At 36.9% G+C, this 21,581-nt stretch carries 18 protein-coding genes; 1 reads left to right on the forward strand and 17 read right to left on the reverse strand.

Annotated elements, in window-relative coordinates; all coding sequences use genetic code 11:
* Nucleotides 1-143 precede the first annotated feature (143 nt).
* The 12 genes from AC1RNS_RS10630 to citZ all read right to left on the reverse strand — a co-directional run bounded on the left by AC1RNS_RS10630 (nucleotide 144) and on the right by citZ (nucleotide 14,876).
* Nucleotides 144-3,047, reverse strand: a complete 2,904-nt coding sequence (locus tag AC1RNS_RS10630; RefSeq protein ID WP_492992484.1) for an S-layer homology domain-containing protein — start codon at nucleotides 3,045-3,047, stop codon at nucleotides 144-146.
* An 892-nt stretch (nucleotides 3,048-3,939) separates the two neighbouring features.
* Nucleotides 3,940-4,353, reverse strand: a complete 414-nt coding sequence (locus tag AC1RNS_RS10635; RefSeq protein WP_492992486.1) for a DNA polymerase I — start codon at nucleotides 4,351-4,353, stop codon at nucleotides 3,940-3,942.
* 212 nt (nucleotides 4,354-4,565) lie between these two features.
* Nucleotides 4,566-5,576, reverse strand: a complete 1,011-nt coding sequence (gene hflC / locus AC1RNS_RS10640; protein WP_492992487.1) for a protease modulator HflC — start codon at nucleotides 5,574-5,576, stop codon at nucleotides 4,566-4,568.
* On the reverse strand, nucleotides 5,576-6,553 hold the full coding sequence (gene hflK, locus AC1RNS_RS10645; protein WP_492992488.1) for an FtsH protease activity modulator HflK: 978 nt from the start codon (nucleotides 6,551-6,553) through the stop codon (nucleotides 5,576-5,578). Before hflK ends, hflC begins: the two co-directional genes overlap by 1 nt.
* A 225-nt stretch (nucleotides 6,554-6,778) precedes the next feature.
* Entirely contained in the window at nucleotides 6,779-7,492 is a 714-nt protein-coding gene (locus AC1RNS_RS10650) for an LrgB family protein (RefSeq protein WP_492992489.1), read from the reverse strand.
* Complete coding sequence (locus AC1RNS_RS10655) at nucleotides 7,489-7,857, reverse strand: CidA/LrgA family holin-like protein (RefSeq protein WP_492992491.1); 369 nt, start codon at nucleotides 7,855-7,857, stop codon at nucleotides 7,489-7,491. Before AC1RNS_RS10655 ends, AC1RNS_RS10650 begins: the two co-directional genes overlap by 4 nt.
* A 353-nt stretch (nucleotides 7,858-8,210) precedes the next feature.
* Entirely contained in the window at nucleotides 8,211-9,746 is a 1,536-nt protein-coding gene (gene pnpS / locus AC1RNS_RS10660) for a two-component system histidine kinase PnpS (RefSeq protein ID WP_492992492.1), read from the reverse strand.
* Nucleotides 9,743-10,459, reverse strand: coding sequence for a response regulator transcription factor (locus AC1RNS_RS10665; RefSeq protein ID WP_492992494.1), 717 nt, complete (start codon nucleotides 10,457-10,459; stop codon nucleotides 9,743-9,745). The genes pnpS and AC1RNS_RS10665 overlap by 4 nt, the downstream gene beginning before the upstream one ends.
* A 53-nt stretch (nucleotides 10,460-10,512) precedes the next feature.
* Nucleotides 10,513-10,953 carry a MaoC/PaaZ C-terminal domain-containing protein gene (locus AC1RNS_RS10670; protein WP_492992496.1) on the reverse strand — a complete coding sequence of 147 codons (441 nt, stop codon included), beginning with the start codon at nucleotides 10,951-10,953 and terminating at the stop codon, nucleotides 10,513-10,515.
* 229 nt (nucleotides 10,954-11,182) lie between these two features.
* Nucleotides 11,183-12,121: a malate dehydrogenase gene (mdh, locus tag AC1RNS_RS10675; RefSeq protein ID WP_427546453.1), complete on the reverse strand. Its 939-nt coding sequence runs from the start codon at nucleotides 12,119-12,121 to the stop codon at nucleotides 11,183-11,185.
* 296 nt (nucleotides 12,122-12,417) lie between these two features.
* Entirely contained in the window at nucleotides 12,418-13,680 is a 1,263-nt protein-coding gene (icd, locus tag AC1RNS_RS10680; RefSeq protein ID WP_427546450.1) for an NADP-dependent isocitrate dehydrogenase, read from the reverse strand.
* An 80-nt stretch (nucleotides 13,681-13,760) separates the two neighbouring features.
* On the reverse strand, nucleotides 13,761-14,876 hold the full coding sequence (gene citZ / locus AC1RNS_RS10685) for a citrate synthase (RefSeq protein WP_492992497.1): 1,116 nt from the start codon (nucleotides 14,874-14,876) through the stop codon (nucleotides 13,761-13,763).
* A 253-nt stretch (nucleotides 14,877-15,129) separates the two neighbouring features.
* On the opposite strand from citZ, the gene AC1RNS_RS10690 reads away from it, so the two are divergent.
* Nucleotides 15,130-16,095 (forward strand): AI-2E family transporter, encoded by a 966-nt coding sequence (locus tag AC1RNS_RS10690; RefSeq protein ID WP_492992498.1) that lies wholly within the window; start codon nucleotides 15,130-15,132, stop codon nucleotides 16,093-16,095.
* Here AC1RNS_RS10690 and AC1RNS_RS10695 read toward each other — a convergent pair.
* The 5 genes from AC1RNS_RS10695 to accD form a co-directional block, all read right to left on the reverse strand.
* Nucleotides 16,079-16,468, reverse strand: a complete 390-nt coding sequence (locus tag AC1RNS_RS10695) for an FxsA family protein (protein WP_369593500.1) — start codon at nucleotides 16,466-16,468, stop codon at nucleotides 16,079-16,081. The two genes, AC1RNS_RS10690 and AC1RNS_RS10695, sit on opposite strands and share 17 nt — an antisense overlap.
* 219 nt (nucleotides 16,469-16,687) lie before the next feature.
* Entirely contained in the window at nucleotides 16,688-18,448 is a 1,761-nt protein-coding gene (gene pyk, locus AC1RNS_RS10700) for a pyruvate kinase (RefSeq protein ID WP_492992500.1), read from the reverse strand.
* A 29-nt stretch (nucleotides 18,449-18,477) separates the two neighbouring features.
* Nucleotides 18,478-19,437: a 6-phosphofructokinase gene (pfkA, locus tag AC1RNS_RS10705; RefSeq protein WP_492992502.1), complete on the reverse strand. Its 960-nt coding sequence runs from the start codon at nucleotides 19,435-19,437 to the stop codon at nucleotides 18,478-18,480.
* 313 nt (nucleotides 19,438-19,750) lie between these two features.
* Nucleotides 19,751-20,713 (reverse strand): acetyl-CoA carboxylase carboxyltransferase subunit alpha, encoded by a 963-nt coding sequence (locus tag AC1RNS_RS10710; protein WP_492992503.1) that lies wholly within the window; start codon nucleotides 20,711-20,713, stop codon nucleotides 19,751-19,753.
* On the reverse strand, nucleotides 20,706-21,563 hold the full coding sequence (gene accD / locus AC1RNS_RS10715; RefSeq protein WP_492992505.1) for an acetyl-CoA carboxylase, carboxyltransferase subunit beta: 858 nt from the start codon (nucleotides 21,561-21,563) through the stop codon (nucleotides 20,706-20,708). Before accD ends, AC1RNS_RS10710 begins: the two co-directional genes overlap by 8 nt.
* Between the last annotated feature and the right edge of the window lie 18 nt (nucleotides 21,564-21,581).

Raw genomic sequence — 21,581 nt, forward strand, 5'->3', positions numbered from 1 at the left:
GAAAACAGCCATTTTGCCAACAATAACAATGCATTTCACACAAAAAAACCTTATGCGCCTTATTGTGCGATCTTAGTCCCCTAGGATTGCCATTCATATTAAAAAAGCCAACCGCTCATAGCGATTGACTTTCTTTATTACTATCAAACGTTTGTGTTCTCCATTGTAAATGGTTCTTTCAAAAGATTATATTCAGGTTTACTTTCACGTTCAATGTGCACAAAGGTTGCAAATAATGGGACAGGACCATCAATTCGAATGACTACACTATTATCTGTACTGCTACTTACTGTTCCATAAAGCGGGGTTAATGAATCATTTATCATAAATATAAATTGCTCCCCTTCCGGTATCTCAATATTTGAAGTGAATGTTAGCCTTATATTCTCAGCATCTACATAAGAGACTTCATTAATAACAAGCGGTAGTGGTTGAACAATTGTCAATTGTGCTGATATTGCTGGTACAAGCTCTGAAGTTTGCCCTGTCACAGGTTCTGTATATGAAATGGCTTCATTTAATGGAATTGTTACTTGATTGTCAATGATTTGAATATTAAATTTAAACTCCCTTAACATTGCGACAATCAATTCCTGCTCCTCTACAGTTAGAGGTTCCTGTTCGAATTCATCCCTTAACATTTGTTCTATCGCTTCATATACCCTACCCACAGTCATTTCTTCGATGTCTGGGATACTCGTAATCTCCTTGTCATTTAATAGGCGTTGAATCGTTGCTATCTCCTTCAACCCATTGATTGGTTGTATATTCATTAACTTCTCTAATTTTTCTGCCATATAATTGATATCTGTTTGTGTATTCGCTAGTAAAATATTTGTATTTGTTAAAGAAGCTACCCGTTGGTAACCCATTGGTCCTTGCGCTGCTTTAGTTACCATTGCTTCAGCTTCTGTAATTGCTGCTTGCAGTTCATCTGTTGCTTTTTTAGGTAGCCATTGCTGTGCCTGTGGTACATCGAAGCCATTTACAGATATAGGGTGATCTCCATTTTGCAATGCTGCATGTCGTTCCTTGGCATTACTAATCATCTTCTTCAGGGTTGTCGTATCTACAGGTGTTGTTGTATTTCCTCCACCCGTGTTATTACCTCCCGAGATACTACCACTGTTACTACTTGAACCACTGTCTGTAGCCTCTAAAGGCGTTGGGTTAAAAGGTGTTTGTTGACCCTTCGCAGATGTTAATGTTTTAATTTGCCCTTGACGAACATTGGAAAACATTGCAAGTAGTGCTTCTCTAGAAATATCTGTCATCACATTATTAATGCGTACATCTGGTCCTAGAGTGACGGTTGAAACAGCAGGTGATGGTACAATGAAATTCCCAATGTTTAATGTCCCATTAATTTGTAAAGCAGTCTGAATTAGATTTTTAAAGTCTTCATTTTGTTGTTGCTGCTTTCTTGACGCTTCTTGTATCTGTCGTATTATTTCCTCTATTTGTTTTGTTTGTTCGACAGAAGGAAATAATCCTGGCAAATTGGGTATACCTGCTGGGTTATTGCTAGGTTGCGGCTGGTTTGATAGTACTCTTAGAGAAAGTAGCTCATTTTCTATCTGTTGCAATTTTTGTCTTAATAGAGCTAATTGATTGTCTTGTGCTGGTGTCCTTTTTACCTTTGTTAAATCATTAATCTGCTGCTGCAAGCCTACTGTCTCAGTTGTTAAATCACTAATTTTAGTCAATATTGCTTTTTTTGCCTGCTCCTGCAATTGTTGCTGTTCTCGTAAAAAGTCTTGACTGGCTTCGAGCTGCTTTTGCATTTGCTGTAACCTAAATTCATACTCAGCGCCAATCACGACTGTTCCAATAGTCGCCGTCCCACTTAATTGTGAACCTTCAGGTGGTGACTCCCAATTAAGTATGCTCACACTAGGTGCAATAATCTGTAAATTACTGCCTAAATGAGTTACGACTGGTAACGGTGAATCTGAATTAATAAATGCCCTTCCTTTTACAATTAGAGCTACTAATTCACTTCTAGTCATTTCCACCGAAATAGGATTTTCATTAATAACGGCTACTTTAGTAAGTGATGCCGTTCTTGATGCTTCAGCTTCTTCTAGTAGTAGCTCCCCTTTTACCTTTAGCTGATTCAGTGTTAAATGTGTTGCTCGCCCTGTGACACGTAAATCCGCTGTAACGACCATGTTTTTTAGCTCAACAAAATCTGCATGAACCGCAATATTTCCGATAGAGGTATTGCCACCATCTAGCACAACTTTTGCACCTTGCTGTCCAGATGTGTGTAAGTCAATCGCTAATACCTCAGTGATTTCACCATTGACCACAATCACATCTAGCTGTGCATTTACTAAAGCAGCAGCGTTTTTATCATTTAAAATAGTCTTTGCATTCTTGCCAATTGACCATTCATGCCCTTCAATTGTTATCTTGTTGTTGTGGATGCGCTCCACTGTAACGGTTGCTCCCGCAATATTTGTATCTGTCGATGCTCGCTTTATGAACTGCTCAGCTCTTACAATGAAGGAAGCAAGCTGTCCTCTTGTCACAAATTTGTCTCCGCTAAAAGTAGTAGCTGATGTTCCTTTTGTAATCCCATATTCAAATAGTGCTGCCACTGCCTGCTGATGTTCTGCCATCACATCTGTAAAGGGGATTGACACACTACCAGATGGGGTAAGCCCTAATGATTTCGCAATAACCTTTGCCATGTCATTGCGTGTAATAGAATCATTTGGGTTTACTGTGCTATCCATAAGACCTGCTGCTTGCAAAGCTGCCCATTCTTGTTCATCACTTGCATCTAAATTGAGTATACCTGCAATGATTTTCGCTGTTTGCTTAAATGTGACAAACTCATTTGGCTTAAATGTGCCATCTGGGAAACCATGAATAATATTACGCTGTGCTAAATCCATAATGGCTGCATAATGACTATTTGTCTCTTGTACATCTGAAAAATTGGTCGTTGCTGCCTCTACTGTAGTGCTTGTGCCTGTTATTATAGTACTTACTCCCACCACAGTAGATGCCGCTACAATAAATAGCTTGTTTTTTTTCATAATTTTCCTCCTAGCAAGAAAGCCATCACACCTTAACACATAATGTTTAAAGTAGATGAGCGACTGTCCTACATTTTTATAAAATTCATCTTTTTATCAAAATCCTCATTACGTTTATTATTCATGCTTTGTAGACGCAGTAACTCCATTTGCTGCGAGTTACTCTGGCTGTCATTATGATTTTTTAGGTCGGTGCTTTGTTTATCCAGTGCTGTATGATTTTCTAAATCTTCTTTAGATAAAGGGCTTTTTCCTTATTTAATCCTACAAATTGTGCATTAAGCTTAGCTATTTGTTGATTTCTTTGTTGAAAAGCTACCTCTTCATCATTACCTCCTAAAACTTTTAATGTTATCTACAATTGGAAAATCCTCATCATCATACATAATAAAGGTTAAAATTAGGTTAAAAAAAAGAATTTTCTTAAAACGAACGCTAATAATTAGTTAGACCACAATTGTTTAAGTTCCCTGTACTTGTGACGCTTTTCGACATTACATCTCCACACTTTACTACCATTTTTGTCACAACCAAACTCCCTTCGTTAGCTCTGGTTGCACAGGATAATGGGTACTTAAAAACTTCCACCTTTTCTTTTTTTTCTTAATCCATGTAATAACTACTTATAGTGGTAAGTAAATACTTCCTAAATGTACTATAGATAAAAAGAAGGCAATACTGATGAATGTTAATGATTTCAGTATTAATATTTAAAATGAGCACTCTATCAAATAGAATATACGATTCGATTTAGCTATGATTAATCAGAAAGCGCTGTGTCCATACAACCATAACCTCAAGCTGTAGTTGGTCAGCCCTTCGCTCACAATAATAAAAAAACTTTCATTCAAAAGTAAGATTCTTTTGAATGAAAGTTCATTGATCCATGCTATTAATTTGATGTACGATAAAAAATTTCTTCATATATAACGGTTAAGATAAACGCATTCATAAAAGCAAACACTAAAAATAAGGGCATCCCACCCAATTGTGGCTGTGTCAGCTCCTTACTAAATACCATTACCGTGCTAATTTGTGCTAAAAAGAAAATAAAACCAATACCAACTTGCCAGATAGGACGCTTGACCTTTCTTTTTTCATACCAAAATATTCTTTTACATATTTTTCGGACATCCTCAGCGATAATTAAACTTAATAAAAACAAAGTGACAAAAAATACTGGTATATGATAAACACTTTTCGTTAACCATTCAAAATCTGATAGACGGAAGAAAAGTGTAAACAACGATGCAATACTACAGGCTATGCCTAAATTTTGTAGCCAGGTGCTAATTTGAAATTTCACAGCTATTACCTCCATTTTTTCATTCTAAACATCATTATTCTATCAGATTATAGTAATCTACGATATATAAAATTATAAATTTCTATTATTTTCTTAATATATGAATTTATAATAATAAAAATTTATAAGTTTACACATTATCAAAAAGCAGAGAAGTCGCCACACCAAAATGGTGGCGACTTCTTATGTGAATCCCTGCAAGGATTAGAAAATTATTTGATATAGCCAGATAATATTTTTGCATACGGTGAAGTAGATGGCAAAATAATAACCGTATCTTCACCGACAGTTTTCTTATAGGATTCTAATGTACGATAAAGTGAATAGAATTCCGGATCTTGTGAAAATGACTTATTATAGATTTTCGCTGCCTCCGCTTCTCCTTCTGCTTGAATTAATGCAGCATCTTTTTTAGCTGTTGCCAGCATTTCTTGCACTTTTCTATCTGTTTGAGCTTCAATACGACGCTTCCCAGCATCACCTTCTGATAGATATTTTTGAGCGATTGATTCACGATCTGAAATCATATTTGTAAATACAGCTTGCTCATTTTCTTTTGGCAAATCAATACGACGAATTCGAACATCTACAACCTCTATACCATATTTATCTTGTGCCAGTAATTCATTTACACGTTCAGTAACTTGGTCATTTATACTCCCACGAGAAGAGTTTTCATCATTAATGATTTGTGTATATTCTATTCGTCCAAGTTCAGAGCGAATAACAGAATAGATAAACTCTTCCATACGAGATTCTACTTTTTCAATCGTACCTGCATTTGAAATTAATAACTTTGGATCTGTAATACGCCATACCGCATAATTATCAATAATAATTCTCTTTTTATCCTTTGTATTAATTTCCTCTTCCGATATTTCATAAGTCATTTGGTTTTTTGGTAATCTCGTTACACTTTGAATAAATGGAACCTTCATTTTAAGACCTGGCTCACGTTCAAATTTCACTACTTCCCCAAACTGCCTAACTACAGCATACTCAGATTCTTTTACAATATAAATATTTGCAAATAATATTATAGCAATGGCAAAAACAGCTGTTAAGGTTACAACAATGGAAATATATTTCTTTGGATTCATCGGACCCTTTTTCGACATCTTGATTACATTATCCTCTGAATTCCCTTCTTTTGGAGTAGTATTTTTGGATTTGCCTGATAAAAAATGTAGGAATTTTTCAAGATCCTTATTTTTTTGATCCATTAGTTACCGCTCCCTTCTTTTTTCTGCTCTTGCTTCTGCTCTTGCTTTTGTTCTACGGGCTGTAGTGCTTGAAGAGGTAAGTATTTCATTGTGCTGCCATCATCATTCATCATGTAAATTTGTGCTTTCGGTAACACATTCTCAAGTGTTTCTAAGATTAAACGCTCACGGGTAATTTGCTGATTGCCTTTATACTGCTCATACATTTTATTAAAGACAGCTACATCCCCTTGAGCCTGCTCGATACGGGCTGTTTTTTCACCTTCTGCCTTCGAAATAATGGCGTCTTTTTCACCTTCTGCCTCATTTGTACGTTGATTTTCATATTTTTCTGCTTGATTGATTTTTGTATTTTTCATTTCACGTGCATCTGTAACTGCTGTAAAAGCAGCACGTACATCAGCATTTGGTAATTCTACATCCTGCAATTTAACACCCAAAATGCTTATCCCGATATCATATTTTTCAATAAGCGAAACAAGTAATGTTCTTGTGTTTGCTTCTATGTCCGCTTTTCCCTCTGTTAACGCAGCATCGATTTTGGAGCTTCCGATAATTGATCGAATTGCACTCGACGTAGCGCTATGTAAAATCTCTTCTGGGTCCTGAGCATTAAATAGAAATTTGTTCGGTTCTGTAATTTTCCATTGAACGACAAGATCTGTTAAGACAATATTTTCGTCTCCCGTTATCATTTTCGTTTCAGCATCATAAGCTTCCAATTCCCCTTTTTTATTTTGCTTATAGCCAAACTGTAAACTAAATGTTTCTTTTGATAAAATCTCAACTGATTGAACAGGCCAAGGTAATTTAAAATGTAAACCTGGTTCTGTTACTGTATCATCAGCACGACCGAATGTTATAACAACTGCTTGTTCTGATTCATCTACTGTGTACCAAGATGTAAATACAGCAATAAGTGCAACAATGCCGAAAATTCCAAGTACCACCATCATTAGTGTCCTTTTCACACTCATGTCTGTTCCTCCCTTATGCTTAGTACTATTGTATACGGAACACTTTTTAAAAGGTTTCAAAATATTTTAATAAACTAATATTTTATTGTAGGCAGTTTGACATATGCCCTATTACATTAATATTGAGGTGAGGTTCATCAAGTGTTTCTTGACTAACATACCGATTTCTTTTTGACTAACTCGTTTGTCAGCATCTCCATCCAAAACAAAATATCCTGTCACCATTTAAGGCAACAGGATATTAACAACTAAATGCTCAAACGCTGGGAACAATGTTGTAGAAAGCACGAGGCTAATTAAGGCTGCTACAATCATCGCAAGGCTGGCAAAGGTTCCTTCAAGTTCACCAAATTCGAAGGCTTTAGAGGTACCTGTACCATGTGCTCCCATTCCTAACATTAAACCTCTAGATGAGGGTCTATGAAAGCGAAAAACCTTTATGATTAACGGAGCAAGCAGACTTCCTAATATTCCCGTTGTCATCACAAAAACCGCAGTCAGGGTAGGAGAGCCGCCTATCATATTAGAAATATCCATCGCAATTGGTGTAGTAACTGAGCGTGGTACTAGGCTATGAACAAGCTCATTATTTAGGCCAACAACTAATGCCATCATAAATGAGGAGATAATAGCGACGGCTGAACCAACTGCGATGCTAAGTAATATTTCAAGAGCATGCTTTTTTAATAAATTAAAATTTTTATAAATTGGAACAGCAAATGCAACTGTTGCTGGTCCTAATAAATTAGATAAAATATTTGCTCCTGCATTATAGGATTGATAGGATGTACCTGTTAATAATAATAGTAAAATTATTATTATTGGTGTGACTAGCATAGGCGTTAGCCACTCTTTCTTATATTTTACATAAAACATTTTACACACGTAAAAAATGGCAACGGTCCCCGCTAAGCTTGCTATAGCTACGAAAAAACTCATGCAGTATCACCCTTCTTTCGTTGCTCTAGCCATTGTGCTGTAAAGCCTGTTGTAAACATAACAACAATAGCACTCACGACAATCACTAGCACAACCTTCACACCCTGTACACCAAATAGTGCATCATAATCGATTACACCAATTGCAGATGGAATAAAAAACAACAATAGCTCACTTAGCAATAATCCTGCTCCTAGTTCAATCCATTCAAGCTTAATCACATGAAACTGCAAAAGTAAAAACAATAAAACTAGTCCAATTATGCTCCCAGGAATCGGCAAGTGAAGTAGACGTGCAATACTATTTCCAACAAATAATAGTATATAAAGATAGCCGATTTGCACGATACTTTTGACGATTTTCATGGTCATCCTTCTTTCAATTTTGTCCTGCTTCTAAGGAAAACACAGTAATAGCTGTATTCATTTCACTGTCCATAAAAGCCCAATTATTTAGTTCAACTTAACAATGAAATTGTAAGTTAAACTTTATGCTACTATACTTTACACCTATTTTCATCAAGTGTAAAACAGAAAAGAATCTATCACCAAAAAAATTTGGCAATAGATTCTTCCGTGGCGATTGCAAAGCTGCGCCATCAAAATGTAATGAATGATACATAATTTATTTACAGACTTGTCGATTATATAGGGGGTTTCTACTAAATAAGTATAAGCTCCCTTTGTGAATGTTACATGTTGCTTTTGTAAAGAGATTGTTAATTCTTCGGAATCATGACAATCATTTTAGTTCCAACTCCAACTTCACTTTCTACCTGAATACGTCCATGATGTGCCTCTACTAAATGCTTCACAATAGCAAGCCCTAAGCCTGTCCCTCCAGAGTTTCGACTTCGGGCACGATCCACACGATAAAATCGTTCAAAGACACGAGCAATTTCGTGTTTTTCGATACCAATTCCTTGATCCTCTATTTCAATTATCCCATACTTATCATTTTCCTTTAAACGGATTGTTACAGTTGTATTTTCTGGAGAATACGTAATCGCATTGGTAATTAAATTCGTTACGATTTGGATAATACGATTGGCATCTCCCATCACTTCAACATCTCGTTCGATATCTACATGGAAACTCATATTTTTTTCATCCAAACGTGGTCCTGTTAATTCAGCACCTCTAATAAGTACGTCCTGCAAGCCCATCGACATAATATTCACGGTAAAACCATGCTGTTCGATTTTCGATAATTCCAATAAATCCTGAATCAGCATTTGTAGACGATTACTTTCTTTATAAATAATCTCTAAAAAGGATAGTAACATCTTTTCATCCTTATAGGCACCGTCCAATAAAGTTTCTGAAAAACCTTTAATCGATGTAATTGGTGTACGCAATTCATGGGAAACGTTTGCCACAAAGTCCTTCCGAATTTGCTCTAAACGGACAAGCTCTGTAATATCATGCATGACAATGACAACACCAAGCCAGCGACCATGATCGCCAATAACAGGAGCACCATACACTTCCTTATTGTATAGCTCCTGTTGTACTTCCATTTTAATTTGCTGTCGATAAGGCATTTCTGTTAGAAAGACATGGTCAATAAATTGCTCCAGTGATTTAGGTAAGCCTATTGTACGAAAGACCTTCCCTTGAACATCGTCAATCTGCATACCAAAGCGCTCTAAAAATACACGATTCACGATTGATATATTGCCTTCACGTCCAATCATCATAAGTGAACTTCCCATATTCTCAATTAATGTTTTTAGACGCTCCTCTTCTACTTCACGTATTGTCGTAATGTCCTGTAAATTTCGCGCTAAAATATTAATAGAATGACTTAATGGCATCATGCGTTCCTGCTCGTTCTCATGGGCACGTGCACGGTAGTTCCCTTTTGCCAGCTCCAGCGCTGTTTCTGTTACATTATCGATTGGCGCAGTGAAATTACGAATCATATACCGACTGACAATTGCTATCAAAATTAGTGCAATAGTAAAAAGAATAACGAGAACCACATATAATCGAGCGTGAACACTCGGTAAAATTAAAGGCTGTACCACTGTATTTTGGACTGTATTTAAGGACTCTCTATCTTCCTTTGAGAGTTCAATCTTTCGATCATCCAAGATTTGATTGATTGATTCTTGCATCTGCAGGCTCGCCTGTTCATTATACTGCTCTATATAAACAGGAAAAAGCTGACCTATTACAATCATTAGGACAGCTAGTATTGTTCCGAGTAAAAGCATGAATGTCAAGAATAAGCGATTGCTCATTGATTTCATGTTGTCTTCGGCTCCTCAAATTTATAGCCAAGACCGCGAATTGTTTTAATAAACATTGGTTTTCGGCTATTTTCCTCAATTTTATCTCGAAGGTGACTGATGTGTACATCCACAATTCGTGTATCACCAGCAAAATCATATTTCCATACAGCACTTAATAGCTGATCACGTGTTAAAACACGATTTTTATTTTCAAGCAAATAAATCAATAGCTCAAATTCTTTCGGTGTGAATTCCAATGCTTCATCCTGTAAAAATACTTCAAAACGCTCAGGAAAGACACGTAATTGTCCAAACTCATACATTTTCTCTTGAGGTTCATCTTTATCATCTAATACAACATTTTGTGTGAAACGTCTTAATACAGCCTTTACTCGTGCCAAAACCTCACGCGGGCTAAATGGCTTCGTCATATAATCATCTGCGCCCAGCTCCAGACCAAGAACCTTATCGAATTCATCGTCCTTTGCGGTTAACATAATTATAGGTGTGTTCATACGTTGTTGACGTATTTGTTTACATACCTCCATACCATCAAGCCTTGGAAGCATTAAGTCCAAGAGAATTAAATCTGGTTGCAAGTCAATTGCTTTATCCAGTCCTTCTTGACCATCGACAGCTGTTTCTACAACATAACCTGCCTGTTCTAAATTATATTTCAATAGTGTCGCAATAGAAAATTCATCTTCTACAACTAAAATCGTTTTTGTCATGTAATAATGCCTCCGTTAGTGATTTGAAACCCCCATTTCAAATCTCAAGACGTCTATAGCGCAAGTGGTGGTGTCACCAATAAGGTTCCTTCAATCACAAGCTGTTTTTGCTCATTATAGGAATGGATTGATACAGTTATTATATTTTGGAATTTATTTATTTCCGTTACCTCTAAAAGCGTATCAAATAATTCATAATGATAGAGAGGTCCTAAATATTTTAAATGCTGCTCAATAATTCGTGCACCTGGTCCAGGAATGTACTTCGACACAGCTGATGTAATGATACCATTTAACATAATTGTTGGTACGATTGGCTTTTGAAAAGGTGTCATCGCAGCATAATCATGTTGAATATAAAGCGGATTACTATCATTCGTAAGACCTAAATAAAGCAGTAAATCCTTATCCTCTATTTTTTCAGTAATATGAATCTTCTCACCAACTGTAATTTCATCTATTGTGAGACCAAGCTTACTGTTTTTTTGAAGCAAAGATACGCCAACCCCTTTTCTATCATACTACCTTCATAGTATCAATTTTATTCTAAAAGTACAACGAAAAGCAGAATAACCATTTTATTGATATGCATACGATGCATTAGTACAGTTAATTTAAAGAAATATGGTTTAAAAAGATATCTGTCATATATGCTTTAATAGAACTATTACTAAACAAAAAATCGAGTAGGAATGATTCCCACTCGATTTCATAAGCTTTTTATTAAGCTAAAATTTTCATAACATTGCGGACTGCTTCTGCCGAATTATCTAAAGCTGCTTTTTCTTTGTCTGTTAAGTCAAGCTCAAAGATTTTTTCGATGCCATTTGCACCAAGTAAAGTTGGAACGCCTAAATACAAATCATTATAGCCATATTCACCTTCTAAATATGCAATAGATGGTAAGATACGTTTTTGATCCTTAATAATTGCTTCAGCCATTTCAACAAGTGCGGCTGCTGGAGCATAGTATGCTGAGCCATTACCAAGCAAATTAACGATTTCTGCACCACCATTACGAGTACGATTAACAATCTCTTCAAGACGATCAGCAGGTATTAATGTTTCTAATGGAATTCCACCAGCAAATGAATAGCGAGTAAGTGGTACCATTGTATCACCGTGACCACCTAAAACAAAGCCAGTAATGTCTTTAACTGAGATATTAAGTTCTTCTGCAACAAACGCACAGAAGCGAGCTGTATCAAGTACGCCGGATTGACCAATAACACGATTTTTTGGGAAACCAGTTTCTTTGTAAACTGTGTAAGTCATAGCATCTACTGGGTTTGTGAGTACGATAATCGTTGCATTTGGTGAATGTGCAGCAATTTCTTTAGAAACAGCCTTCATTACACCTTGATTAATTTGAACAAGATCATCACGACTCATCCCTGGTTTACGAGCAACACCAGCAGTGATAAGGACTACATCAGAATCTGCTATATCTGCATAGTTAGAAGTACCCTTCACATATGAATCATAACCTTGCACTGGTGCCGCTTCCCACATATCTAGAGCTTTACCTTTTGTTGGGTTTTCTGCTTGTGGAATATCTACTAATACGACGTCGCCAAGTTCTTTCTGAGCTGCTAAAAATGCTGCTGTAGCACCTGTAAAACCACTACCGATTACTGAGATTTTTTTACGTTTCAGAGACATTTGAATACGCTCCTTTAAAATTAGGTTATATATTTAAAAAAGGGAGGAGAATATATCTCCTCCCTCGATTAATCAAGTTCATCATAATGCTTTAATCAATTATGCCTCGGCATAATTGCGTCCGGAATCGGCTTTGTGCTTGCACAAAGAAATCCTTTTCGATTTCGTGACAGCTGCCAGAGGCTTTAACTTCTTTCAGTTTTGCTGAAAGAAGTTAAACTAAATACATTTTACCCTAATTATATCGACAGAATAAAGCATCCGCTTTACCTTTAATTTCTATATTACAATAGGAATTATAGGTTTTTGATTAACTCATCTGCGAACTCAGAACATTTCACTTCTGTAGCGCCGTCCATTAAACGAGCGAAGTCATAAGTTACAACTTTAGAAGAGATTGTTTTCTCTACAGATGTATTGATCATGTCAGCTGCTTCTTGCCATCCTAAGTGTTCAAGCATTAATACACCTGAAAGCAATACTGAAGATGGGTTTACTTTATCTAAACCAGCATATTTTGGAGCTGTACCGTGAGTAGCTTCGAAGATCGCGTGACCAGTTACGTAGTTAATGTTCGCACCTGGAGCGATACCGATACCACCAACTTGTGCAGCTAATGCATCAGAAATATAGTCACCATTTAAGTTCATTGTAGCTACTACATCAAACTCTTTTGGACGAGTTAAAATTTGTTGTAAGAAGATATCAGCGATAGAATCTTTTACTAAGATTTTACCAGAAGCTAAAGCGTCAGCTTGAGCTTTGTTCGCTGCTTCTTCACCTTGTTCAGCTTTGATAGCGTCATATTGGTTCCATGTGAATGTTTGATCAGCAAATTCAGTTTCAGCTAATTCATAACCCCATTTTTTGAAACCACCTTCAGTGAATTTCATGATGTTTCCTTTATGAACTAATGTCACAGACGGACGGTTATGTTTAATTGCATATTCGATAGCAGAACGCACTAAACGCTCAGTACCTTCTTTAGATACTGGCTTCACACCGATACCTGAAGTTTCTGGGAAACGAATTTGTTTTACACCAAATTCAGATTGTAAGAAGTTGATGATTTTTTGAGCTTGTTCAGAACCAGATTCGAATTCGATACCAGCGTAGATGTCTTCTGTGTTTTCGCGGAAGATAACCATATCAACGTCTTCTGGGCGTTTAACTGGAGAAGGTACTCCGTCAAAGTGACGTACTGGACGTAAGCACACATATAGGTCAAGCTGTTGACGTAATGCTACGTTTAGAGAGCGGATACCACCACCGATTGGCGTAGTAAGAGGACCTTTAATTGCGATTAAGTATTCGTTAATTTTGTCTAAAGTTTCTTGTGGTAACCATTCACCAGTTTGGTTGAATGCTTTTTCACCAGCTAAAACTTCTAACCATTCGATTTTCTTTTCACCGTTGTAAGCTTTTTCTACTGCTGCGTCGATTACACGTGATGCTGCAGCCCAAATATCTGGACCAATTCCATCACCTTCGATGAAAGGAATCACTGGATTGTTTGGTACATTAAGTACGCCATTTTCAACTACAATTTTGTTTGACATTGCTGTTGCCTCCTAAATTCATAATCATAGGACTGTGTTATCAGTAACACAGTCCCAAATATTCTAGCATATTTTCCAAATTAGCGCTCGCTGATTGGAACATATTTTTGCATGCCTGGTCCAACATACTCTGCACGTGGACGGATCAGGCGGTTGTTAGCATATTGCTCTAAAATATGAGCTACCCAACCAGAAGTACGTGATACTGCGAAAATTGGTGTGAATAGGTCATGATCAATACCTAAAGAATCATACACTGACGCAGAGAAGAAGTCTACGTTTGCAGGTAATTTCTTTTGTTCTACGATCATGTCATGGATTTTAACTGACATTTCATATAACTCTGGTTTACCAGTTAGTTCAGTTAATTTTTGTGACATTACACGTAAGTGTGGTGCACGTGGGTCACCTTTACGGTATACACGGTGACCGAAGCCCATGATTTTTTCTTTGTTGTCTAATTTATTTTGAATGTAAGATTCAACTTTTTCAAGTGAGCCAATTTCAGTTAACATTTTCATAACTTGCTCATTTGCACCACCATGAAGTGGTCCTTTTAATGCTCCAATAGCTGCTGTAACACCAGAATATACATCCGATAATGTAGCTACACATACACGTGCTGTGAATGTAGATGCATTTAATTCATGGTCAGCATGTAATACTAATGCTTTGTCAAATGCTTCAACTTCGATTGCTGCTGGTTCTTCACCTTTAAGCATGTATAAGAAGTTTGCTGCATATCCTAATTCTGGTTTTGGCGCAACTGGCTCTAAACCTTTACGAACACGTGCAAATGCAGTAACTACTGTAGCAATTTTAGCTTGTAAACGGATAGCTTTGCGGTAGTTAGCTTCTGGATCCATAACATCTGCCTCTTCATCGAATACACCAAGTAAAGATACTGCAGTACGTAGTGCAGCCATTGGATGTACAGTTGAAAGTGGGTATGTTTTGAATTGCTCTACAATTGCTTGCGGAATTGTCATGTTGTCTGCTAATTGTTGTTTTAATTCAGCTAGCTCGTCCGCTTTCGGTAAACGAGTGTGCCATAATAAATAAACTACTTCTTCAAACGACGCGTTCTCTGCTAAATCATCAATGTTGTAACCAACATATGTAAGTGTGTCATCGATAATTGAACTGATTTTAGATTCCGCTGCTACGATACCTTCCAAACCTTTAGTTGCTGACATAATAATTATCGCTCCCTCATACTTATTTTTTTGGTTGTAAATGTATTTTGTATGTCACATTTACGTTTTTTGCTCATATGAACCATTAAGTAAATCGCTTACATTGCTATTATAATCATTTTTGACAGCTTTGTGAATGAAAATCCGCCAAATAAAGAAAAAGGCGCCCGAGCGATTATATATGTGCTCTAAAGAGGTTTTTTTGTATATTTTGACATTAATTTAACTTTTGAAATGGGGTGAATTTGTAAAAATGAGGAATATTAAGCATTTTTCATACGAAAGAACTACGAGTATTTTATTTTTTATATTCTATTTAGTAATACTTTGGTTCGTATTACCTGTATCACTTGCAATTTTTTTGTCTTTTTCAACGTATCCTATCATAAAATTTCTTCATACCTATTGTAGGATCGCCTATTGGCTTGCAGCAATTATTGTGGAAATTTTGATACTTTCTTGTATCTTTTTTCTCGCTATTATATCCATCAACAGCGTAATTCATATCTTTCCTGAGATCCGAGATACACTACAAAATTTCCCACTTTTTGATGAATATGAATCCATGTTTATCCAAGTTTTAAAGGAAAAATCGTTGTCTATTTTTGATTCGATTTTAGTTTATATAGCGAATATTGTTCAATTAATTATGAAGCATGTTATTGAAGTATTTATATTCCTTGTTGCATACTATTTCGCCCTATTGGAAACTCGGAAATCCCGTTATTGGTTTTTCCAATATGCGCCAAAAAAATATCGCAATGAGTGGCAGTCACATTTTTCTAAAGTAATGCAGTTGTTTCATTATTTTCTTTTCGTGGAATTTCAGCTTTTCACAATCACATTGCTCATACTATGTGCAGGATTTATGCTGCTTCAATTTGAACAAGCTATCATCAAAGCCTTTATAGTAGCCTTCGCAGATGTACTTCCGTTCTTTGGCATTGGTGTATTTCTTGTACCCATGAGCATATATTTTTACTTCACTGGCAATACCTTTTTATGTGTCGCAATTTTAGTATTATATTTATTCGTCCAATTAACAAGGCAGCTAGCTGAATCTATGCTTTGGTCAAATACGCTCCAATTACGTACCTTCCACACCTTTTTCATCAGTGCTGCCTCCATTTTATTATTTGGTTTTTATGGTATTTTACTGAGCCCATTTTTTTTATTTTTAGCAGTTAAGTTAAAGGAAAATGCTATTTTTGAACGATAATAAAGTTCCCTTTTTTCATTTTTTTACGCATCCAATAATAAAAAATTGGTTGGAACATTTTACGAGAAAAAGGCATGAGTAGTAACAAACCAATCAAATCCGTTAAAAATCCTGGCAGAGCTAGTAATACACCACCGCTGAATGTTAACACGGTATCAATTAAGGCAGGGCCTGGAGCCTCTCCTCGTGCTATCGTATTTTTAACGTTTTGCACAGAATTCATACCTTTATTTTTCACTACATAAATACCTATAATACTTGTTGCAACAATGAGCAATAATGTATTGAAAACACCAATATTTTGACCAATTACTATTAATAACGCCAATTCGGCTAATGCATAGACAATGAAACCAAGAAAAACTTTTCTCATATTTTTCTCCCTTCTATCAAAAAAGCTATACCTCTTATACGTTATTATAGCCTATTTTGTTTCATTAAAAAAAATAAATGAAACACATGCAGAGAGATCAATCAGTTATATTCAAGCAGGGATACGAATGAAAGAAGAAAACCGTTTATGTATAAAAAGGAGTTAATGTTTAGAAAAAGCTCTAGTACTGCCGTTCGCACTAGAGCTTCTTTATCTTTCTTAAAGAACGCTGGCATGTCCTTTATAAATAACGCCCGTTTCTGCATCCATTGTGATTTCTTGACCATGACGAATCAATGTTGTAGCTTCTTTTACCCCGACAATAACAGGGATACCTAGGCTTAGACCTACAACAGCTGCATGGCTTGTAAGTCCACCTTCCTCAGTAATCAAACCAAGGCAGTTTTCAAGCGCTGGCATCATATCGCGATCGGACCCAACTGTTACTATAATACAACCATCTGTATCGTAGGCTAGTGCCTCTGCTGCATTTTTTGCAACAACTGTTTTTCCTACTACTGAAGCTTTTCCAATTCCTTGGCCACGAGCTAGTAAATCTCCAATAATGTGAACTTTCATTAAGTTAGTTGTACCTGCTTCACCAACTGGTACACCTGCAGTAATAACAACTGCATCACCATGTGTTACATAGCCATGCTTTAAGCTTTCATCAACAGCTAGCTCTAAAATTTCATCTGTAGTTGTCACACGTTGACAAACAACTGGATATACACCCCAAACTAGTGTTAATGTATGAGCTGTATTTGAGGACCCCGTTACAGCAACAACTGGTACTCCTGGACGATATTTTGCAATCATTCTAGCTGTATTACCACTTTCAGTCGGTGCTAAAACTGCCTTTACCCCTAAGTTAATCGACGTATACGCTACAGCCTGAGATATAGCCTCCGTCATATTTGCCTCTTTTTCTCTACTACGTGTAGAAACAATTGCCTTATAGTCTAAAGAATTTTCTGTACGCTGTGCAATTTTATTCATTGTTTGTACAGATTCCACTGGATATAGACCTGCCGCTGTTTCTCCAGATAACATAATTGCATCTGTGCCATCAATAATAGCATTCGCTACATCACTTGCCTCTGCTCGTGTTGGACGCGGGTTACGCTGCATTGAATCTAGCATTTGTGTAGCTGTAATTACTGGTTTCCCTACTTGATTACATTTTAAAATTAATTTCTTTTGTACTAATGGTACTTCTTCAGCTGGAATTTCAACCCCTAGATCACCACGAGCTACCATTAATCCATCTGACACTAAGATGATTTCATCAATATTGTCTACACCCTCTTGGTTCTCTATTTTCGGGATGATTTGAATATGACTGCCGCCATTTTGTTCAAGTAGCTCTCGAATTTCTAGCACATCTTTCGCACGACGCACGAACGAAGCTGCAATAAAATCTACATCTTGCTCAATACCGAATAAAATATCTTGTGCATCCTTCTCTGTGATACCAGGAAGCTGGACAGAAACGCCAGGTACATTTACACCTTTTTTATTTTTTAAAACACCAGCATTTTCAACAATTGTATGAATAAGACCTTTTTCCATGTCTGTTGCTAAAACACGTAACTGAATGAGGCCATCATCTAGCAAAATAATGGAGTTTTGTTCAACATCCTCAATCAATCGTTCATATGTGACAGAGAAGCTAGTCTCTGTACCCTCAATCTCAGTCATTGAAATATCAATTACTTGACCTGCTGTTAAATGTAGCTCCCCGTTTTGCATATTATGTGTACGAATTTCAGGACCTTTAGTATCAAGTAATATCCCAACTGGCTTTCCTAATTTTTGTGCAACTTCTCGAATTAAATTAATCCGTACCTCATGCTCCTCATGCGAACCATGTGAAAAATTTAAGCGGGCAACATTCATACCTGCCTCAATCAGTTTTTCTAACGTTTCTGGCGACTCACTTGCCGGACCAATTGTACATACGATTTTAGTTTTTCTCATTTTCTGCCCCACTCCGTTTTTATACCAAATTATATTGATAGTTCTTTCATTAACGTATATAAACTTACATCTGCCTCATGATTTTTTTCGAAAGCCTCAGGCATATCATAGTCAATTACTTGATGATTGCGGATTCCTACCGCTCTGCCAGACTTTCCTTCCATTAGTAATTCAACTGCATGAGCACCGAATTGACTTGCCAAAACACGATCACGTGCAGTAGGAGAACCACCTCGTTGAATATGGCCAAGAACAGAAACACGTGTCTCTTTTCCTGTTTTTTCCTTTAATAATTTTGCCAAATCACTGCCTGTCATGACTCCCTCAGCAACAATAATAATGCTATGCTTTTTGCCACGTGCTGCTCCTCGATCTAAGCGTGCCACAATATCATCTAAATTATAATCTTCTTCTGGAATTAAAACTGTTTCAGCACCTGCTGCAAGTCCTGCCCATAAAGCAATATCTCCAGCATCTCTTCCCATTACCTCCACTATAAAGGAGTTTTCATGAGAGGTCGCTGTATCACGAATTTTATCAATAGATTCTACAACTGTATTAAGTGCCGTATCAAATCCTATTGTATATTCTGTGCCTGGTACATCATTATCAATTGTTCCTGGCACACCAACAACTGGAAAGCCTTTCTTCACTAAATCCATAGCACCTCTGTAGGAACCATCTCCACCAATAACGACTAATCCTTCAATTCCTGCTGCTCGCAAGTTGTCAATACCACGCTGTTGGACTGCTTCTTCTTTAAATTCAGGACATCTCGCTGAATTTAACTGTGTACCACCTCGTTGAATTATGCCACCTACTGAACCTAGATCAAGATTCTCCATGTAACCTTTTACTAAGCCTTCATAGCCATGCTTAATTCCGACAACATCGATTCCATGAAATGCTGCCTTACGAACGACTGCACGAATAGCTGCGTTCATTCCTGGCGCGTCTCCACCACTTGTTAATACGGCAATTTTTTTCATTGTCGAACCTCCTGCAGTTACTATTATTATTCACATTAACATGAAAAAACAAACTATGTAAGGGTTCTAAGACTATAAAAACATAACTTTTACATAAAAAATGAAAAGAATGCGCTTTCACACACTCTTTCCATTCAAAAACATCCGAAATCTAACATTTTTTCAAGAAGTCTGGCGTTATTTTTGCGCTACTATCTTCTTATAACATAAAAGCTTTTCTTCAACTAAAAGACAAAATTAATCTCTTTACGAGCAGATTTTTCAACTAACAATTTTGATTTAAAACTTAAATCACGAAATATTTTCTTATCTTTTATACTTCTGTTTCTGTATATTGACCAATTTTCTTAAATTTCTCGTAACGATCTTCTACTAATTGTTCACCATTTAAAGAATTCAATGCTTTCAGTGTGTCACTTATACATTCTTTTAGATAAAGCGCTTGTTTCGCTACATTGCGATGTGCACCACCTGCAATTTCTGGGATGATGCCATCAATGACTCCTAGCTCCTTTAAATCAGGCGCTGTTATACGCATTGCCTCTGCAGCTTGTTTTGCAAGGCTTCCATCACGCCATAAGATGGATGCTGCTCCCTCAGGAGAAATAACAGAATAAGTTGAGTTCTCCAACATAAAGACGCGATTAGCTACCCCTAGTGCAAGTGCACCACCGCTACCACCTTCACCAATAACAATGCTGATTACTGGTACTTGTAAGCCTGCCATCTCAATAAGATTTCTAGCAATTGCTTCACTTTGGCCACGTTCCTCAGCTGCCTTACCTGGATATGCACCTTTGGTATCAATAAAGCATATAATTGGGCGTTTAAATTTCTCAGCCTGCTTCATTAATCGTAATGCTTTTCGATAGCCTTCTGGGTGTGGCATACCGAAATTACGACGAATATTTTCTTTCGTAGATTTTCCACGTTGATGTCCAATAATTGTGACTGGTTGTCCTTCAAAAAGCGCAATACCTCCAAGAATGGCGGCATCGTCACCAAACGTTCGATCCCCATGCAATTCTATAAAATTTTCACACATTGCTTCTATATATTGTAATGTCGTTGGTCTTTCTGGATGTCTAGCTACCTGCACACGATCCCATGGCTTCATATTGGCATATATGGATTGCTCCAGCTGAGTCAGACGAGTTTCAAGCTTTTCAATTTCACCTGTCATATCTACATCTGCTTCAGCAGCTATTGATTTTAATTCATTTATTTTTTCACGTAATTGTATTACTGGTTCTTCAAAAGCTAAATTTTTAGACATGCTGTACGCCGCCTTTCGTATGCATTTTTACAAGTACTGCTACTTGATCTCGCAAATCCTTACGTGGAAAGATGGCATCAAGCTGACCATGCTCAAGTAAAAATTCCGCTGTTTGGAAATCATTTGGTAATTTTTCTCTAACCGTTTCTTCAATAACACGACGACCAGCAAAGCCAATTAATGCTTGAGGTTCTGCTATATTAATATCTCCAACAGAGGCAAAGCTTGCTGAAACACCACCTGTTGTTGGGTGCGTCAATATCGAAATAAACAATAAACCTTGGTCACTATGTCGTTTTAATGCCACACTCGTTTTTGCCATCTGCATTAATGATAGAACGCCTTCCTGCATGCGCGCCCCACCGCTAGCTGTAAAGATAATAAACGGTACACGTAATTCAGTTGCCTTTTCAACAGCACGTGTAATTTTTTCTCCAACAACCGAGCCCATGGAGCCCATACGGAAATGAGAATCCATAATTGCTATGACAATTTCTTCTCCGTCTAACGTGCCTACTCCTGTCAATACAGCCTCATTTAAGCCCGTTTTTTGTTGATCCACAGAAATTTTCTCCACATACGCTGGGAAATTCAGTGGATTACTTGTTTGTAAATGATCATCCATAGAAACAAACGAGCCTTCATCTAAGAAATAATCTACACGTTCCTGTGCAGTCATTTTGAAGTGATAACTGCATTTTGTACATACTTTATGATTTTTCTCTAATTCCTTCGTTAATTGAATATGGCGGCATTCAGGACATTTTGTCATCAATCCTTCTGGAAATGCCTTTTCTTGTCCACTCTCTTTCTTTTTTTTATTACCACTAAATAAGCTGCGTATTGCCATGTTTGACTCCCCCTTTGT

This window comes from Lysinibacillus sp. GW821-FHT14F06 (assembly GCF_058803665.1).

Coding starts and splice junctions, on each gene's coding strand:
- AC1RNS_RS10630 (WP_492992484.1), bottom strand. CDS start 3,047: ATGAAAAAAAACAAGCTATTTATTGTAGCGGCATCTACTGTGGTGGGA.
- hflC (WP_492992487.1), bottom strand. CDS start 5,576: ATGGATCAAAAAAATAAGGATCTTGAAAAATTCCTACATTTTTTATCA.
- hflK (WP_492992488.1), bottom strand. CDS start 6,553: ATGAGTGTGAAAAGGACACTAATGATGGTGGTACTTGGAATTTTCGGC.
- AC1RNS_RS10650 (WP_492992489.1), bottom strand. CDS start 7,492: ATGAGTTTTTTCGTAGCTATAGCAAGCTTAGCGGGGACCGTTGCCATT.
- AC1RNS_RS10655 (WP_492992491.1), bottom strand. CDS start 7,857: ATGAAAATCGTCAAAAGTATCGTGCAAATCGGCTATCTTTATATACTA.
- pnpS (WP_492992492.1), bottom strand. CDS start 9,746: ATGAAATCAATGAGCAATCGCTTATTCTTGACATTCATGCTTTTACTC.
- AC1RNS_RS10665 (WP_492992494.1), bottom strand. CDS start 10,459: ATGACAAAAACGATTTTAGTTGTAGAAGATGAATTTTCTATTGCGACA.
- mdh (WP_427546453.1), bottom strand. CDS start 12,121: ATGTCTCTGAAACGTAAAAAAATCTCAGTAATCGGTAGTGGTTTTACA.
- icd (WP_427546450.1), bottom strand. CDS start 13,680: ATGTCAAACAAAATTGTAGTTGAAAATGGCGTACTTAATGTACCAAAC.
- citZ (WP_492992497.1), bottom strand. CDS start 14,876: ATGTCAGCAACTAAAGGTTTGGAAGGTATCGTAGCAGCGGAATCTAAA.
- AC1RNS_RS10690 (WP_492992498.1), top strand. CDS start 15,130: ATGAGGAATATTAAGCATTTTTCATACGAAAGAACTACGAGTATTTTA.
- AC1RNS_RS10695 (WP_369593500.1), bottom strand. CDS start 16,468: ATGAGAAAAGTTTTTCTTGGTTTCATTGTCTATGCATTAGCCGAATTG.
- pyk (WP_492992500.1), bottom strand. CDS start 18,448: ATGAGAAAAACTAAAATCGTATGTACAATTGGTCCGGCAAGTGAGTCG.
- pfkA (WP_492992502.1), bottom strand. CDS start 19,437: ATGAAAAAAATTGCCGTATTAACAAGTGGTGGAGACGCGCCAGGAATG.
- AC1RNS_RS10710 (WP_492992503.1), bottom strand. CDS start 20,713: ATGTCTAAAAATTTAGCTTTTGAAGAACCAGTAATACAATTACGTGAA.
- accD (WP_492992505.1), bottom strand. CDS start 21,563: ATGGCAATACGCAGCTTATTTAGTGGTAATAAAAAAAAGAAAGAGAGT.